This window comes from Enterococcus sp. 12C11_DIV0727 (assembly GCF_002148425.2).
Taxonomy (GTDB): Bacteria; Bacillota; Bacilli; order Lactobacillales; family Enterococcaceae; genus Enterococcus_L; species Enterococcus_L lemimoniae.
Genome location: NZ_CP147248.1, coordinates 2,214,554 through 2,229,783, shown reverse-complemented (window position 1 = coordinate 2,229,783; position 15,230 = coordinate 2,214,554). Strand labels below are relative to the sequence as shown.

19 protein-coding genes and 1 other annotated feature are annotated in these 15,230 nt (G+C 37.9%); of the genes, 17 read left to right on the top strand and 2 right to left on the bottom strand.

The window, feature by feature from the left end; translation table 11 throughout:
* Positions 1-60: 60 nt before the first annotated feature.
* The 13 genes from A5866_RS10610 (at position 61) to ispE (ending at position 10,768) form a co-directional block, all read left to right on the top strand.
* Positions 61-1,203, top strand: coding sequence for a PIN/TRAM domain-containing protein (locus A5866_RS10610; RefSeq protein WP_086277822.1), 1,143 nt, complete (start codon positions 61-63; stop codon positions 1,201-1,203).
* Positions 1,190-1,912, top strand: coding sequence for a 2-C-methyl-D-erythritol 4-phosphate cytidylyltransferase (gene ispD / locus A5866_RS10605; protein ID WP_086277824.1), 723 nt, complete (start codon positions 1,190-1,192; stop codon positions 1,910-1,912). Before A5866_RS10610 ends, ispD begins: the two co-directional genes overlap by 14 nt.
* A 9-nt stretch (positions 1,913-1,921) precedes the next feature.
* Entirely contained in the window at positions 1,922-2,395 is a 474-nt protein-coding gene (gene ispF / locus A5866_RS10600) for a 2-C-methyl-D-erythritol 2,4-cyclodiphosphate synthase (protein ID WP_086279663.1), read from the top strand.
* Positions 2,396-2,410: 15 nt separating this feature from the next.
* Positions 2,411-3,874 (top strand): glutamate--tRNA ligase, encoded by a 1,464-nt coding sequence (gene gltX, locus A5866_RS10595; protein ID WP_086445436.1) that lies wholly within the window; start codon positions 2,411-2,413, stop codon positions 3,872-3,874.
* A 1-nt stretch (position 3,875) separates the two neighbouring features.
* Positions 3,876-4,076: a binding site (T-box leader), on the top strand.
* A gap of 62 nt (positions 4,077-4,138) precedes the next feature.
* Entirely contained in the window at positions 4,139-4,687 is a 549-nt protein-coding gene (gene epsC / locus A5866_RS10590; protein ID WP_086277828.1) for a serine O-acetyltransferase EpsC, read from the top strand.
* Positions 4,671-6,083 (top strand): cysteine--tRNA ligase, encoded by a 1,413-nt coding sequence (cysS, locus tag A5866_RS10585; protein WP_086445437.1) that lies wholly within the window; start codon positions 4,671-4,673, stop codon positions 6,081-6,083. The genes epsC and cysS overlap by 17 nt, the downstream gene beginning before the upstream one ends.
* Positions 6,080-6,478 (top strand): Mini-ribonuclease 3, encoded by a 399-nt coding sequence (locus tag A5866_RS10580; protein ID WP_086277832.1) that lies wholly within the window; start codon positions 6,080-6,082, stop codon positions 6,476-6,478. Before cysS ends, A5866_RS10580 begins: the two co-directional genes overlap by 4 nt.
* Positions 6,459-7,307, top strand: a complete 849-nt coding sequence (rlmB, locus tag A5866_RS10575) for a 23S rRNA (guanosine(2251)-2'-O)-methyltransferase RlmB (RefSeq protein WP_422389660.1) — start codon at positions 6,459-6,461, stop codon at positions 7,305-7,307. The genes A5866_RS10580 and rlmB overlap by 20 nt, the downstream gene beginning before the upstream one ends.
* A 71-nt stretch (positions 7,308-7,378) precedes the next feature.
* Positions 7,379-7,909 (top strand): NYN domain-containing protein, encoded by a 531-nt coding sequence (locus A5866_RS10570; protein ID WP_086277836.1) that lies wholly within the window; start codon positions 7,379-7,381, stop codon positions 7,907-7,909.
* Between the two features lie 87 nt (positions 7,910-7,996).
* Entirely contained in the window at positions 7,997-8,557 is a 561-nt protein-coding gene (locus A5866_RS10565; RefSeq protein WP_086277837.1) for a sigma-70 family RNA polymerase sigma factor, read from the top strand.
* A gap of 133 nt (positions 8,558-8,690) precedes the next feature.
* A complete protein-coding gene (locus A5866_RS10560; protein WP_086277839.1) occupies positions 8,691-8,936 on the top strand; it encodes a Veg family protein in 246 nt (81 codons plus the stop codon).
* Positions 8,937-9,151: 215 nt separating this feature from the next.
* Positions 9,152-9,733, top strand: coding sequence for an ATP-dependent Clp protease proteolytic subunit (locus A5866_RS10555; protein ID WP_086277840.1), 582 nt, complete (start codon positions 9,152-9,154; stop codon positions 9,731-9,733).
* A 183-nt stretch (positions 9,734-9,916) separates the two neighbouring features.
* On the top strand, positions 9,917-10,768 hold the full coding sequence (ispE, locus tag A5866_RS10550) for a 4-(cytidine 5'-diphospho)-2-C-methyl-D-erythritol kinase (RefSeq protein WP_086445439.1): 852 nt from the start codon (positions 9,917-9,919) through the stop codon (positions 10,766-10,768).
* 68 nt (positions 10,769-10,836) lie between these two features.
* Here ispE and A5866_RS10545 read toward each other — a convergent pair whose 3' ends face one another.
* Together A5866_RS10545 and A5866_RS10540 are read right to left on the bottom strand one after the other, a co-directional pair.
* A complete protein-coding gene (locus A5866_RS10545) occupies positions 10,837-11,154 on the bottom strand; it encodes a hypothetical protein (protein ID WP_086445440.1) in 318 nt (105 codons plus the stop codon).
* A 23-nt stretch (positions 11,155-11,177) separates the two neighbouring features.
* Positions 11,178-11,333, bottom strand: a complete 156-nt coding sequence (locus A5866_RS10540) for a hypothetical protein (RefSeq protein ID WP_176271378.1) — start codon at positions 11,331-11,333, stop codon at positions 11,178-11,180.
* Positions 11,334-11,559: 226 nt separating this feature from the next.
* On the opposite strand from A5866_RS10540, the gene A5866_RS10535 reads away from it, so the two are divergent.
* The 4 genes from A5866_RS10535 to purR all read left to right on the top strand — a co-directional run bounded on the left by A5866_RS10535 (position 11,560) and on the right by purR (position 15,194).
* On the top strand, positions 11,560-12,528 hold the full coding sequence (locus A5866_RS10535) for a metal ABC transporter substrate-binding protein (RefSeq protein WP_086445441.1): 969 nt from the start codon (positions 11,560-11,562) through the stop codon (positions 12,526-12,528).
* Between the two features lie 80 nt (positions 12,529-12,608).
* Positions 12,609-13,289, top strand: a complete 681-nt coding sequence (locus A5866_RS10530; RefSeq protein WP_086445442.1) for a metal ABC transporter ATP-binding protein — start codon at positions 12,609-12,611, stop codon at positions 13,287-13,289.
* Positions 13,262-14,098 (top strand): metal ABC transporter permease, encoded by an 837-nt coding sequence (locus A5866_RS10525; RefSeq protein WP_086445443.1) that lies wholly within the window; start codon positions 13,262-13,264, stop codon positions 14,096-14,098. The genes A5866_RS10530 and A5866_RS10525 overlap by 28 nt, the downstream gene beginning before the upstream one ends.
* Before the next feature lie 268 nt (positions 14,099-14,366).
* The gene (gene purR / locus A5866_RS10520) at positions 14,367-15,194 is read left to right on the top strand and encodes a pur operon repressor (RefSeq protein WP_086282436.1); all 828 of its coding nucleotides are present in this window, start codon (positions 14,367-14,369) and stop codon (positions 15,192-15,194) included.
* Positions 15,195-15,230 lie beyond the last annotated feature (36 nt).

Genomic DNA, 15,230 nt, shown 5'->3' with positions numbered 1-15,230 from the left:
TAAAGGCGGTCTCTCCTGTCATTCTTTAAAATAAGTATGACTATATTGGAGGATGAATCTATGCAAAAACGTGTCATCACACTGCTGATGGTCGTTGCTGGTGCAAGTTTAGGTATCTCATTATTACCGATGGCTTGGGACATGGCAAAGCAGGCAGATAACACATGGCTGAACAATAACTTTACTAACAGTTTGATTGGTGCACTTATTTTCTTCATTTTATCGTTAGGGTTAGCAAAGTATATTGTTTCAGGTGTGAAAAAAGTAGAAGCAGCATTAAATGAAATGAGCTTGACCTATTTATTATTTGGGAGTGTGGGCGCAATCATTGGGTTGATCATCGGAGCGATTATCTCGATTCCTATGTACAATTTGAATATTCCGTTTGTAAATAGCGTTTTACCCATATTAGTGATGATTATTTTTGGTTATTTAGGTTTTCGTATGGGCACAACTCGTATTGATGAATGGCGTAAAATTTTTACTCCTAAGCAAAAGAAAGTTCTAACCGAAAGTGAAGGCGAAGTGCTAGATCGTAGAGTAGAAGATCATTTCCATAAGTATAAAATTTTGGATACGAGTGTAATTATTGATGGTAGGATCTACGATATTGCTAAGTCAGGCTTTTTAGAAGGGGTTATTTTGATTCCTAATTTTGTATTGTATGAATTACAATATATTGCAGATTCTGGTGATAGCTTAAAACGTGTTCGTGGTCGCCGTGGATTGGATATTTTAAATGCATTGCAAAAAGAAGATGGGATCTCTGTTGAAATGTATGAGGGTGATTTTGAAGACATTTCAGAAGTAGATAGTAAATTGATCAAACTAGCAAAACTGTTGGATGGTGTAGTCGTAACCAATGACTATAACTTAAATAAAGTTTCAGAATTTCAAAACATTCCTGTCTTGAATATCAATGCTTTAGCCAATGCAGTTAAACCAGTCGTGATTCCAGGAGAAACGATGAACGTAATGGTTGTCAAAGCTGGAACAGAGCGTCAACAAGGTGTGGCCTATTTAGATGACGGCACGATGGTTGTAGTTGAAGATGGACAGCATTACATGAATGAACATATTCAAGTTGTTGTGACTAGTGCCTTACAGACGGCGGCGGGTCGGATGATTTTTGCAAAACCTGCACATTCGGGTCGCGGAATCGATGATCGTAAAGAAGAACATAAAGCCAATGAAAAGAGCTGAAAATAGAAATAAAGCACTGGATTATGAGGTCATTTTGTTGGGGGCTGGACAAGGGAAACGAATGGGTGCCAGCCGTAATAAAATTTTATTGCATTTGATCGGTAAACCAGTTATTTCTTATTCGTTAAATACCTTTTTAAATGATCCTGCATGTAAACATATTATTTTAGTGACACAAGAAGATGAACAAGATTTATTGGCAGCAGTAGTTAAAAAGGAGAACAAGAAAAAACATCCTATAACGATCGTCTCTGGCGGATCGGAGCGACAATACAGTGTTTTTAATGGATTAAAGGCATTACTTGACCCTAAAAATATTGTGATGGTTCATGATGGAGCCCGACCTTTTGTAAGCTTAGCGCAATTAAAATTACTCCATCGTAAAGTTCAAGAAACGAGAGCTGCTATTTTAGGTGTGCCCGTCAAAGATACAATCAAGCGTGTCGTTGATGGAATCGTTGAAGAAACAGTTCCACGTGAAACATTATGGCAAGTTCAAACGCCACAAGCCTTCTATGGAGCGGATTTGTTAGCTGTGCATGTTTGGGCACAACAAGAAGACTATTTAGGCACAGATGATGCTTCACTGATTGAAAAATATAGTGATTTACCTGTCTCAATGGTTTTGGGAAGTTACGAAAATATTAAATTGACGACACCAGAAGATATGTTGATTGGTGAAGCCATCGTCAAACGAAGAAGAAACTAGGTGGAAAATATGATACGTATTGGACAAGGCTTTGATGTTCATCAATTAGTAGCTGGACGTAAGCTGATCATTGGCGGCGTGGAGCTCCCTTTTGAAAAAGGATTATTAGGGCACTCAGATGCAGATGTATTACTGCACGCAATTACTGATGCAATTTTAGGCGCTGCAGGGCTTGGCGATATCGGTCATTTGTTTCCCGATACAGATCCAGAATTTAAAGATGCCGATTCGATCAAGTTATTACAAGTAGCAAGTCAAAAAGTTTTGACTACTGGCTTTACTATTGGCAATATTGATTGTACAATTTTAGCAGAACAACCAAAAATGAAGCCTTATTTAGAACAAATGAAAGAAAATATCGCTAAAGCATGTCAGATTGAGCTAAATCAAATCAATTTAAAAGCCACAACGATGGAAAAAATGGGTTTCATTGGTCAAGAAGAAGGAATGGGAGCGATCGCGGTCGCTTTACTTGATAAATAGAAAGAGGAATGCACAATGACAAAAGTACGTGTACGTGTACGTTACGCACCAAGTCCAACTGGACACTTGCATATCGGAAATGCAAGAACTGCTTTATTCAATTATTTATTTGCCCGCCACAACGATGGTGACTTTATTATTCGTATTGAAGATACCGATCAAAAGAGAAACATCGAAGATGGAGAGAAAAGTCAGCTAGAAAACTTAGCTTGGCTAGGAATGGATTGGGATGAGTCTCCTGAAAAACCAGGTGAATATGGTCCTTATCGTCAATCAGAACGTAGCGAAATTTATCAACCTTTAATCGATCAACTGTTGGTAAGCAATCGTGCATATAAATGTTATTGTACTGAAGAAGAATTAGAAGCTGAAAGAGAAGCGCAACGTGCTCGCAGTGAAATGCCTCATTATTCAGGTAAATGTGCAGAATTGACACCTTCTGAACAAGCCGAAAAAGAAGCGCAAGGACTGAAACCAGTTATTCGTTTCCGTGTACCAAGAAATACGTCTTACACATTTGAAGATATGGTCAAAGGCGAAATCGTTTTTGAATCAGATAATATCGGCGGCGATTTTGTTATTCAAAAACGTGATGGCATGCCAACGTATAACTTTGCAGTAGCAGTGGATGACCACATGATGAAAATCACCCATGTTTTACGTGGAGATGATCACATTGCGAACACACCAAAACAGTTGATGGTCTATGAAGCATTCGGTTGGAAAGCACCAGAATTTGGTCATATGACGTTGATCATCAACTCTGAAACAGGGAAAAAATTAAGTAAACGTGACGAATCGATTTTACAATTTATCGAACAATATCGTGAACTTGGCTATTTACCAGAAGCAATGTTCAACTTTACCGCATTATTAGGCTGGTCACCAGTTGGGGAAGAAGAAATCTTCTCACAAGATGAATTGATCAAAATCTTTGATCCAGAACGTTTAAGTAAATCACCAGCTGCATTTGATGGAAAAAAACTTGAATGGGTCAATAACCAATACATGAAACAATTAGATTTAGATGTTTTAACAGATATGTGTCTTCCGTATTTAGTAGCAGAAGGTAAAATCGAAGCACAACCAAGCAGTGAAAAATTGGAATGGTTGAAAAAAGTTGTTAGCCTATACCAACCACAAATGAGTTATGCGGCTGAAATCGTCAATGTATCTGAGTTGTTTTTCAATGAACACCCAGTTTTAGATGCTGCTGCGAAAGAAGTTCTAGCAGGAGAAACAGTGCCGGCAGTCTTAGCTGCATTTAAAGCTCAATTGGAAGCAATGGATGTTGTTGATGTCCCAAGTATCAAAGCTGGGATCAAAGCAGTCCAAAAAGAAACAGGCGTAAAAGGTAAAAATCTATTTATGCCAATCCGTGTAGCTGTTTCAGGACAAATGCATGGCCCAGAATTAGGCGATACGATCGAACTTTTAGGAAAAGAAAAAGCTTTAGATCATTTAAATAACGTTTTATAATAAAAATATGTAGAGAAGAAGAAGTAAAAAAGAGCGCGACTTTAGAGAGACTGTGGATGGTGAAAACAGTTGTCAGTACTTTTTGAAATGCATCTTTGAATAGTTTCAGCGATATGTAGCTGAAAACGGCCAACAACCGTTATCTGTTTTGAGGCAGGGAAACCTGTGAAAAAAAGTGGAACCACGCAGAAGCGTCTTTTGAACGGAATTATTTCGTTTAAAAGACGCTTTTTTGTTTAAAATAAAATGAAAGGAGTAAAAAATATGAGTTGGTTAAAGAGAGCTGTTAAAGCAGTCAAAAACAATGATCCGGCAGCACGTTCAACATTAGAAGCTTTACTGACGTATCCAGGCTTGCACGCATTGTTTTGGCATCGTTTTTCTCATTTTTTATATAGACACCGCTTGTTTTTATTAGCGAAAATCCATGCACAATTTTGGCGATTTATAACAGGAATTGAGATTCATCCCGGCGCGACGATTGCACCAGGTGTTTTTATCGATCATGGTATGGGTGTCGTAATCGGTCAAACAGCTGAAATTGAAGAGGATGTTGTTTTATTTCACGGTGTAACATTAGGTGGGACCGGAAAAGATACAGGAAAACGTCATCCGACAGTCAGAAAAGGGGCCATGATCCATGCACATGCACAAATATTAGGTCCTGTTACAATTGGCGAACGAGCTAAAATCGGAGCTTCTGCCGTTGTTTTAACAGATATTCCTAATGATGCCACAGCGGTAGGGATTCCAGCAAAAGTTGTTAGAATCAAAGGAGAAAAATTGGAGGTAGCTTATGATTCAAATTTATAATACATTAACAAGAGAAAAAGAAATTTTTCAACCAATCGAAGCAGGGAAAGTCCGGATGTATGTTTGCGGACCCACCGTGTACAACTATATTCATATCGGTAATGCCCGCAGCTCAATGGCTTTTGATACGATTAGACGTTATTTAGAGTACCGCGGCTATGAGGTGAATTATGTTTCGAACTTTACTGACGTAGATGATAAAATCATTCGAGCAGCCAAGGATCTGGGAATCACAGCGCCAGAAGTTGCAGATAGATTTATCCATGCTTTTGAAGAAGATACCAATATGTTGAATGTTAAACCAGCAACGCTTCATCCTCGTGTGATGGATCATATGCCAGACATCTTAACATTTATTCAAACATTGATTGATAAAGGGTATGCTTATACTTCACAGGGTGATGTCTATTATCGGACACGTAAGTTTGAAGGGTATGGTAAACTTAGCCACCAATCAATCGATGAATTAGAAGTTGGAGCAAGTCAACGAACTGGTGTAGAAAAGGAATTGAAAGAAGATCCTTTGGATTTTGCTTTATGGAAAGGGGCAAAAGAAGGAGAAATTTCTTGGGATTCACCGTGGGGAGCGGGACGTCCAGGCTGGCATATCGAGTGCTCGGTCATGGCAACGAAACATTTAGGTGATACAATTGATATTCATGGGGGCGGTCAAGATTTAGAGTTTCCTCACCACGAAAATGAAATTGCCCAAAGTGAAGCAAAAACTGGTCAAAAATTCGCCAATTATTGGATGCATAATGGTTTTGTTACGATTGGTGAAGACGATGAAAAAATGAGTAAATCTTTGGGGAACTTTGTTACAGTTCACGAACTAGTCAAACAAGTTGATCCTCAAGTGTTGCGTTTCTTTATGGCAACGACTCAATATCGTCGCCCGATTCGCTATAGTGAAACCACGATGAAAGAGGCTGGCGTCAATTTACAAAAATTAAAAAATGCCTTTGAGAACTTGTCCTTTAGAAAAGCGGATGCTGCTATTCAAATGGATGAAGATAGTCAGAAATTACAAGAACTAGCAGATTTAGAAACACGTTTCACGACTGAAATGGATGATGATTTTAATGCGGCAAATGGGATCACTGTTGTTTACGAATTGGCTAAGTGGCTGAATCAGTACAGTGAGCAAGAAACCGTTTCTACGATCGTTACAGAAAAAGCACTAGAACAATTCTCGCAATGGTTAAGTATTTTCGGTATTTTCTTCTTATCAGAAGAATTGTTGGATGACGATATAGACCAATTGATTGAAGAACGCAATCAAGCGCGTAAGAATCGCGATTTTGCCCGCAGTGATGAGATTCGTGATCTATTAAAAGATAAAGGAATAACCCTGGAAGATACAGCCCAAGGAACTAGATGGAGAAGAAGTGAATGAGAGATTACACGCAATTAAATGGTTTAGCTTTGGCTTATGTGGGCGATGCGATCTATGAGATTTATATTCGTGATTACCTAGTAGAGCAAGGACAAACGAAACCCAATATTTTACACCGTCAGGCAACGCATTATGTTTCAGCGAAGGCACAAGCCTTTTTGATCCAAGAAATGCTGGGAGAAAAATTATTGTCAGAAAATGAAGAACTAATGTACAAACGCGGCCGTAATGCGAAAAGCCATACTTCTGCTAAAAATGCAGATATCACAACGTATCGTATTGCAACAGGTTTTGAATCATTGATGGGCTATTTACATCTGACAAAACAAACAGAGCGTTTGGAAGAATTGATCGATTGGTGTATAAAAAAAGTAGGTGAAAAAAATGAGAAATGATAAGAAACGCCCTTTCAAAGGGAATAAGCCGCAAAAAAGTCAGCCGTTTAAAAAAGAAATAGTCAGAAAAGAGCGGGAAGTTTCGCAAGAAGAGATTGAAGATAACTTTGTCTTTGGCAATCACGCTACGATTGAAGCAATCCAGCAAGGTCGAGGAAACAAACTATTTCTTCAAGAAGATAGTAAAAGTGAAAAAGTTGAACACTTAAAATTATTGGCAAAAGAAAATGCTGTGCCTGTTAAATGGGTTCCTAAACAAAAACTAGATACAATGACGAATCATGGTGTCCATCAGGGGATTGTATTGGCGATTACAGCTTATGAGTACTTAACGCTGGATGAATTACTCGATCGTACGAAAGAAAAGACAGAGGTCCCATTTTTCTTGATTTTAGATAGTCTAGAAGATCCTCACAATTTTGGTTCGATCTTGAGAACAGCAGATGCAACAGGTGTAGATGGAATCATTATTCCGAAGCATCGTGCTGTTGGTATTACACCTGTGGTAACAAAAGCATCGACTGGTGCAGTTGAGTATATTCCTGTTGCTCGTGTAACGAATTTAGCCCAAAGTATCACAACCTTAAAAGAAAATAACTTTTGGATTTTTGGAACAGATATGAAAGGGACGGATTATCGTCAATGGAACACTAAAGGGGCGATTGCGTTGATTATCGGAAATGAAGGCCGTGGTATGAGTCAAGGGCTGCATAAAGAAGTGGATGAATTATTAACGATTCCAATGACAGGACACGTTCAAAGCTTGAATGCCGGCGTTGCGGCTGGATTATTGATGTACGAAGTCTATCGTGGACGTAATCCGCTATAAAGAGTTAGATAAATGGCGAGAAAAAAGTAATTTTTTTCTCGACCTCATACATAAAGAAGGTGACAAAGCAAATGAAAAAACAGTTGCTGATCGTTGATGGCTATAACATGATCGGTTCTTGGCCAGAGTTGGTTCAATTGAAGAACCAAAATAAGCTTGAGGATGCTAGAGAGGTTTTGCTTCAGCGTTTATCCAATTATGCGAAATATGAGGATTTAGAAGTAATGGTTGTTTTTGATGCACAGTTTGTTCCAGGAATTCAGCAGACATATAAAAAGTATCGCTTAACGGTGATTTTTACCAAAGAAGAAGAGACTGCGGATAGTTACATAGAACGAGTAGCTGGTGAACGAAATGATCGGCTAACCCAAGTAACTGTAGCAACAAGTGATTTAGCGGAGCAATGGCTAGTTTTTTCCAAAGGTGCATTGCGAACGTCAGCTAACGAGTTGTACAAAGATGTTCAAAAAACAGAACGCACGATCGCAGTCCATGCGACAGATATCCATTTTCAAGATTTTCGACGAAATTCTCCGTGGAATATCGAACAATTGTCAAAGTTGTCCGATAAACTGGACGAATTATCTAACAACAAAGATTGACCCCTTGATTTCTCCGACTTTTATTGAAGAAAATGTTACGCTTTTTCCAAGCATTTTGGTAGAATGCTTGGAAGGAGAAGGGTATTTATGAATAAGTACAATGATATCTTAAAAGGGGACACCGTGGGATTTGATCATTTGTATCGAAAATATCATCCAGTGGTGTACAAGTTTCGGAAAAAGTATTATCTGAAAGATTTTGATCGGGAAGATTGGCTGCAGGAAGGTCGAATTATTTTTTATCGATCGCTTGAAAAATATGAAGAAGCACATAATGCTTCTATCGGGAAGTTTTTTAAGTCAAATTTTGAAAATCATGTTCGCAGTTTGATCAGAAAGCAATGCGCTCTTAAACGAACGATCGATACACAATCAGTCTCACTTGATCAAAAAATAGAACATCAGGGCGAATCATTTTTTGACTATATCGAGACGGAAGAGCCTGATGTTTTAGAGCAAATGATCATTAGGGAAAAACTGGAACAATTGCCGAAAGTCTTGTCGCCGTTTGAACGAATTACATTTGAAGAATATATAAACGGCAAAGAACTAGATGAAATTGCAAAAGATACCGACAGTCGTGAAGTTACGGTTAGAAGTGCATACGACCGGGCAAAAAAGAAGTTGAAAGCGATTATTTACGATTAAATGAGAAAATTGTTATTTTTCACATTAAATAATTATCCATTTATAAATTATAATTAGTTGCATTTCATTTTCTGCTATGGTAAACTTGATATTTTTATCGTTCTGTGGTACAATGGAAAATGAGGTGAATGCAATGCCAACAACTTTAGCTTCCATTAAAAAAGATCTAGAATGTCGTATCGGCAGCAAAATCACATTAGTTGCTCAGACCGGCAGAAAGCGTCAAACAGAACGTAATGGTATTTTGACAGAAACGTATCCATCTGTCTTCGTCGTAGATTTAGATCCAGATGAAAACTCATTTGAACGAGTTTCTTATAGTTATTCTGATGTGCTAACACGCACAGTAGAGATTGAATTTGTCGGTGAAGCAGTTTAACAATGAGTCTATTTTAAAAGCAGAGCTAAAGCGGAAACGCTTTAGCTCTGCTTTTTTGACTGTTTCTACTTAGATCAGGATAATTTACTATCATTGCAGGCTTTAAACGATACTCTGATTTTGTCGGTAGCACACGGTGGGCAAGTAGAAATATTCCGTGATTTTTCAAAAAAGCTATGTTAGACTTTCAGTAGATTCAAAAAGGAGGATATGTAATGAGTGAACAAGAAAAGGTCAAAGAAGAACAAAAACAACCGGATTTACTGGCTGAGAAAATGATAGGAACTAGGACGATTATTATTTCAGGCGAAATCAATGAGCAAATGGCAAAAGAAGTTTGTACACAGCTACTGTTATTAGAATCAATCAATGATGAGCCAATCAATTTGTTTATTAGTAGTAATGGTGGTCATGTAGATTCAGGTTACTTAATTTTTGATATGATCAACTTTATCAAACCGAAAGTCAATATCATTGGTTCAGGTTGGGTTGTCAGTGCAGGGGCACTTATTTACTTATCTAGTGAAAAAGAACGCCGCTATTGTTTGCCAAATACACGGTTTATGATCCACGAACCTTCTGGTGGCACACAAGGTCAATCCAGCGACATGGAAATCACAGCGAAAGAAATCATCCGTACAAGAGAAAAAATTAACCAGTTGATTGCTAAAGAAACTGGCAAAGATATTGAGCAAGTCAAGAATGATACGGCCAGAGACTATTGGTTGAGTGCTGAAGAAGCACTTGATTATGGGATCGTTAATAAGATCATCAAGAATAGAAGCGAGATCGTTTAATCGCAAAAACAAGAAATAATCAAAAAGCGTGTATTCCAAGATAATAGAGGGATAGATGTTTTTTTATGTTCTATTTGAAAACCGTATCAATTTTTATACAAATATATACTTCTCTAACAACATATGTTAGAATTTAAAAGATTGTGAAGATGGTTAGGTAATGAGATTAGATAGGTGAAAAGAATGGAAATCATAGAAAAAGCGCCCGCAAAAATCAACTTGGGGTTGGATGCTCTCTATAAAAGACAAGATGGTTATCACGAATTAGAGATGATCATGGCTAGTGTAGACTTAGCCGATCGGCTGACGTTTGAGTTATTGCCGGAAAATGAAATAATAATCGAAACCGATAGCTCCTTTTTACCAGTGGACAGAAGAAATCATGTGTATCAAGCAGCAGAATTGCTGAAGGATACCTTTCAACTCACTCAAGGAGTCAAAATATATATAGAAAAAAGAATCCCTGTTGCAGCAGGATTGGCTGGCGGTAGTAGTGACTGTGCCGCTGCCTTACGAGGTTTGAATCGTTTATGGAACTTAGGGTTATCTCTAGCAGAACTTGCAGAATTAGGCAGTAAGATTGGCTCAGATGTCCCGTATTGTATTCATGGAGGTACTGCTTTTGTGACAGGTCGTGGGGAAAAAATCGACTTCTTACCTTCAATGCCTCAGTGTTGGGTCGTTTTGGTAAAACCTAAGATGAGTGTTTCAACGAGTTCGATTTTTGGCAGTCTATCATTTAATAGTATTCAACATCCTGATATTCGTGGGTTGAAACAAGCGATTGAAGCGGATGATTATTTATTGATGACAGAAAAAATCGGGAATGCGTTAGAAGGTGTGACAATCAAACGTCATCCGGTGATCCAACAAATCAAAGATCGAATGACGAAATATGGTGCAGATGCAGCACTTATGAGCGGTAGCGGACCAACGGTTTTTGCCTTATGTGAGAAGAAAACGCGCGCTCAACGGATTTATAATGGCTTAAAAGGCTTTTGTGATGAAGTGTATATTGTAAGAACGTTAAAATGAAAATTTTAAAATTTGAATATAACTAAAAAACCACTCAATCGAGTGGTTTTTTAGTTACTACAAGTGATTTAAAACGAAATATGTAGCTGCCGTTGGTAATACATGTTTCCTAACATAATTTTTGTAGTAGAACGATCGATACGATAAAAAATCGCATAGTTTTTCCCAATTAAAATTCTATAGATTGGGTTATTAAAATTGTAAATGGCTGAGATTTCTTCATGCATTTCGGGAACTATTTTGGTTAGCTCAATGGACTTGTAAATAGATTGAACAAAAGTTGTGATTTTTTCATCAGTAAAAAAATATTCTTTTGACCACTCCTGATTAAGTTTTCTAAGACTTAAACGAAAGCTCTCAGTATACTCAGCAGAAAGAGCTGTCATGATTGATCTCCCCAATCATAATGTTAGAATTCTTCCATAATTTCAGCTTCTGTCACGATATTGCCTTTTTCAAAGTCTGCAAAGCCTTCTTCAATTAAACATCGGTCATACTCTTTTTGCGCCTCGGATAGATCTAATTGAATAATATTCCCGATTTTTCTAACTTTTATTTTGTGCATAACCATCACTCTATTTCAATCTAATTATAATGTATCTATAACTGTTTAGGAAAAGATAAAACAGTTTCAACGACATAATTATCTATACTTGACCGTCTCCGTATATAGGAATAAATTATTTTTTGGTTTTCTCTTGACGTTCTCTTTTTCATCTGGTAAATTAGTTTTGCCAATAAATCGTAAATATTACTATTTGAATAAGACAAATCGAAATGGGGAAAGATAGATGAGAAAAAATAGCTGGAAATATCTGGTAGGATTGTTATTAATTGCGGTAATTTTTACATTAACAGCCTGCGGTCAAACAAATAAACAAGAAGAGTCTGGAAAAAGTGATACAATAAAAGTTGTGTCCACATTTTACCCAATGTACGATTTTGCGAAAAATGTAGTGGGAGATGCAGGCGATGTTCAATTATTAATCCCAGCTGGAACAGAGCCCCATGACTATGAGCCGAGTGCCAAAGATATTGCAAAGATCACAGATGCGGATGTGTTTGTCTATAACAGCCATGAATTAGAAACTTGGGTCAAGGATGTTTTGGAAAATGTTGATGAGAAAAAAGTCGCTGTTGTTGAAGCTGCTAGTTCGATCGATTTAATGGCAGGTGCAGCCCATGACCACGATCACGATGAAGAAGAAGCGGATCACGATGAGCATGACCACGATCACGAATTAGATCCGCATGTTTGGTTAGATCCAGTTTTAGCACAAAAAGAGGTTGAAGCCATTCGTGATGAGTTAGTGAAAAAATACCCAGAACAAAAAGCAACATTTGAGAAAAATGCTGCAACTTATATTGAAAAATTAAAAGCCCTAGATACTGAATACCAAGAAGCTTTTAAAGATGCTAAAAACAAAACGTTTGTAACGCAGCATGCTGCATTTGGCTATTTAGCAAAACAATATGGTTTGACACAAGAATCAATTGCTGGAATCTCTCCAGATCAAGAACCTTCACCAAGCCGTTTAGCAGAGTTGAAAAAATATATCAAAGAGCACAACGTATCAGTGATTTATTTTGAAACATCGGCATCATCAAAAGTCGCTGAAACATTAGCTCGCGAAACGGATGTGGAACTAGCAGTTCTTAACCCGCTAGAAAGTATCACTCAAAAAGAACAAGATAAAGGTGAAGATTATATCTCCGTAATGAAAGCTAATCTAGAAGCTTTAAAGAAAAGTATCAAGTAAACAAATAAAGGCGGGATAATAAGCATGATGCTGTTATTCCCGCTTTCAATTGTGTAGTAGTCAAAAGAAGGAGAATGGACATGCATTATCTAGAAGTCAAAGACCTCACATTTTATTATGATGATGAGCCAGTCTTAGAAGATGTTTCATATTATGTCGATCCAGGTGAATTTGTCATTCTCACTGGTGAAAATGGTGCGGCAAAATCAACCCTGATCAAAAGTACGCTGGGTTTGTTAAAGCCAACAAAGGGTGAGATCACGATCGCCAAAGAAAATAGTGCGGGCGAAAAACTAAGTATCGGCTATATTCCCCAACAAGTAGCCTCATTTAATGCGGGATTCCCAAGTACGGTGCTCGAATTGGTTCGTTCAGGACGTTTTCCCCGTAATCGCTGGTTTAAACCTCTTACGAAAAGAGACCATCAACATGTAGAGAAAGCTTTGAAAGCAGTTGGTATGTGGGAGATGCGGCATAAACGGATCGGTGAACTTTCAGGTGGACAAAAACAACGGATCAGCCTGGCTCGTATTTTCGCGACAGACCCTGATTTATTTATTTTAGATGAACCAACAACAGGAATGGATGAAACGTCTAGAAATGAGTTTTATCGTTTATTACGGCATAACGCTCATGACCATGGAAAAGCGATTTTGATGATTACTCACGATCATGAGGATATCAAATCCTATGCTGATCGACAAATTCGTTTAGTTCGGAAGGAGGATTCACAATGGAGATGCTTTCATATGAGTTCATGAGAAAAGCCTTTTTAGCAGCAACCTTTATTTCCGTGATTGCCCCAATGCTAGGTGTATTTTTGGTAATCAGAAGACAATCTTTAATGGCGGATACTCTTTCTCATGTCTCTTTGGCAGGGGTAGCTTTAGGGTTTTTCTTAAATTGGAATCCAGATATCATGACGTTGGTCGTCGTGATTATTGCAGCAATTATTTTAGAATATCTACGAATGATTTATAGTACGTACTCGGAAATTTCGATTGCGATTTTAATGTCTGGTGGCTTAGCGCTAGCTCTGGTGTTGATGAACCTTAGCGGAGGAAATTCAGCGGCTAGTATCCAGTCGTATTTATTCGGTTCAATCGTGACGATCACTTGGCAGCAGGTCGTTATTTTGGCGGTGTTGTTTGTTGTATTAGTGATTTTGTTTGTTTTATTTAAACGACCAATGTATGTTTTGACGTTTGATGAAGATACGGCACATGTGGATGGGTTACCGATTCATTGGATGTCGATGTTGTTTAACGTGATTACAGGTGTAGCGATCGCAGTTATGATCCCTATTGCAGGGGCCTTATTGATATCTGCGATCATGGTCTTACCTGCTGCGATCGGGATGCGGATTGGCAAGGGATTTAACACGGTTATTATCATCAGTGTTATTATGGGATTGATTGGCATGCTAACAGGATTGACGGGGTCTTATTATTTAGAAACACCGCCAAGTGCCAGCATTACCTTGATTTTTATCGGGTTATTTATTCTTGTCAGTATCATTCGTAAACTAATGGTGACGATGCAGCGGAATAAGAAAATGAGTCAGAGATAACTAGAGTTGAGTCAAAAGAAGATAAGGAGAAAAACGAAAGTTTTTATCCTTATCTTCTTTTTTGTTTCATAAATTGCGAACTATTTTTCATTATTTTAAAAAAATGCTCGATTTTTTTTGTAAAACACCCTATAATAGGGAACGATAGATTGTAAGGGAGTATCATTTATTTTACCTATTAAAAAATAATGAATAACGAACCTATAAAAAAATAAGGTCTAGTAATCATACTAGCGGACAGTAAACCTTAAAGGAAAGAGGAGAAGAAGTGACAGATTCTAAAATTCGGAGAAGCGAACGATTGATTGATATGACACAGTACTTACTGGATCATCCCCATACATTAGTTTCTTTGACTCATTTTGCACAGCGTTATAAATCAGCTAAATCATCAATCAGTGAGGATTTGGCGATCATTAAGAAAACATTCAAACAACGAGGTACAGGAATTCTTGAAACAATTCCAGGAGCTGCTGGTGGTGTACGATTTATCCCAGAAATTCCATATGAGGAGTCAAAAGAATTAGTCATGGCTTTGTGTGAACGTTTATCTGAACAAGATCGTCTGTTGCCAGGAGGATATGTGTATCTTTCTGATTTATTAGGACAGCCGGAATTATTGCGCCAAGTTGGGAGAATCATTGCTTCTAAATATTTAGGTGAACAAATCGATGCAGTCATGACCGTAGCAACTAAAGGGGTACCGATTGCTCAAGCTGTTTCTTATTACTTGAATGTTCCGTTTGTGATCGTGCGTCGTGATTCAAAAATCACGGAAGGTTCAACGGTTAGCGTGAATTACGTTTCTGGATCATCTGAACGTATCGAAAAAATGGAACTGTCAAAACGTAGCTTAAAACGCGGTTCGAGAGTTTTAGTAGTAGATGACTTCATGAAAGGCGGCGGAACTGTTAATGGAATGAAGAGCTTGATCGAAGAGTTTGAAGCCGAACTTGTCGGGATTACCGTCTTTGCCGAGTCTAAATTTAAAGGCCAACGCGCGATTGAAGATTATACGTCATTGCTGTATGTAGAAGATGTAGATACACGGACGAAAACAATCAATGTAGTTCCTGGGAATTACTTTAATGAATAAAATTAAAACCAGACATCAGAAATGATGAGCTGGTTT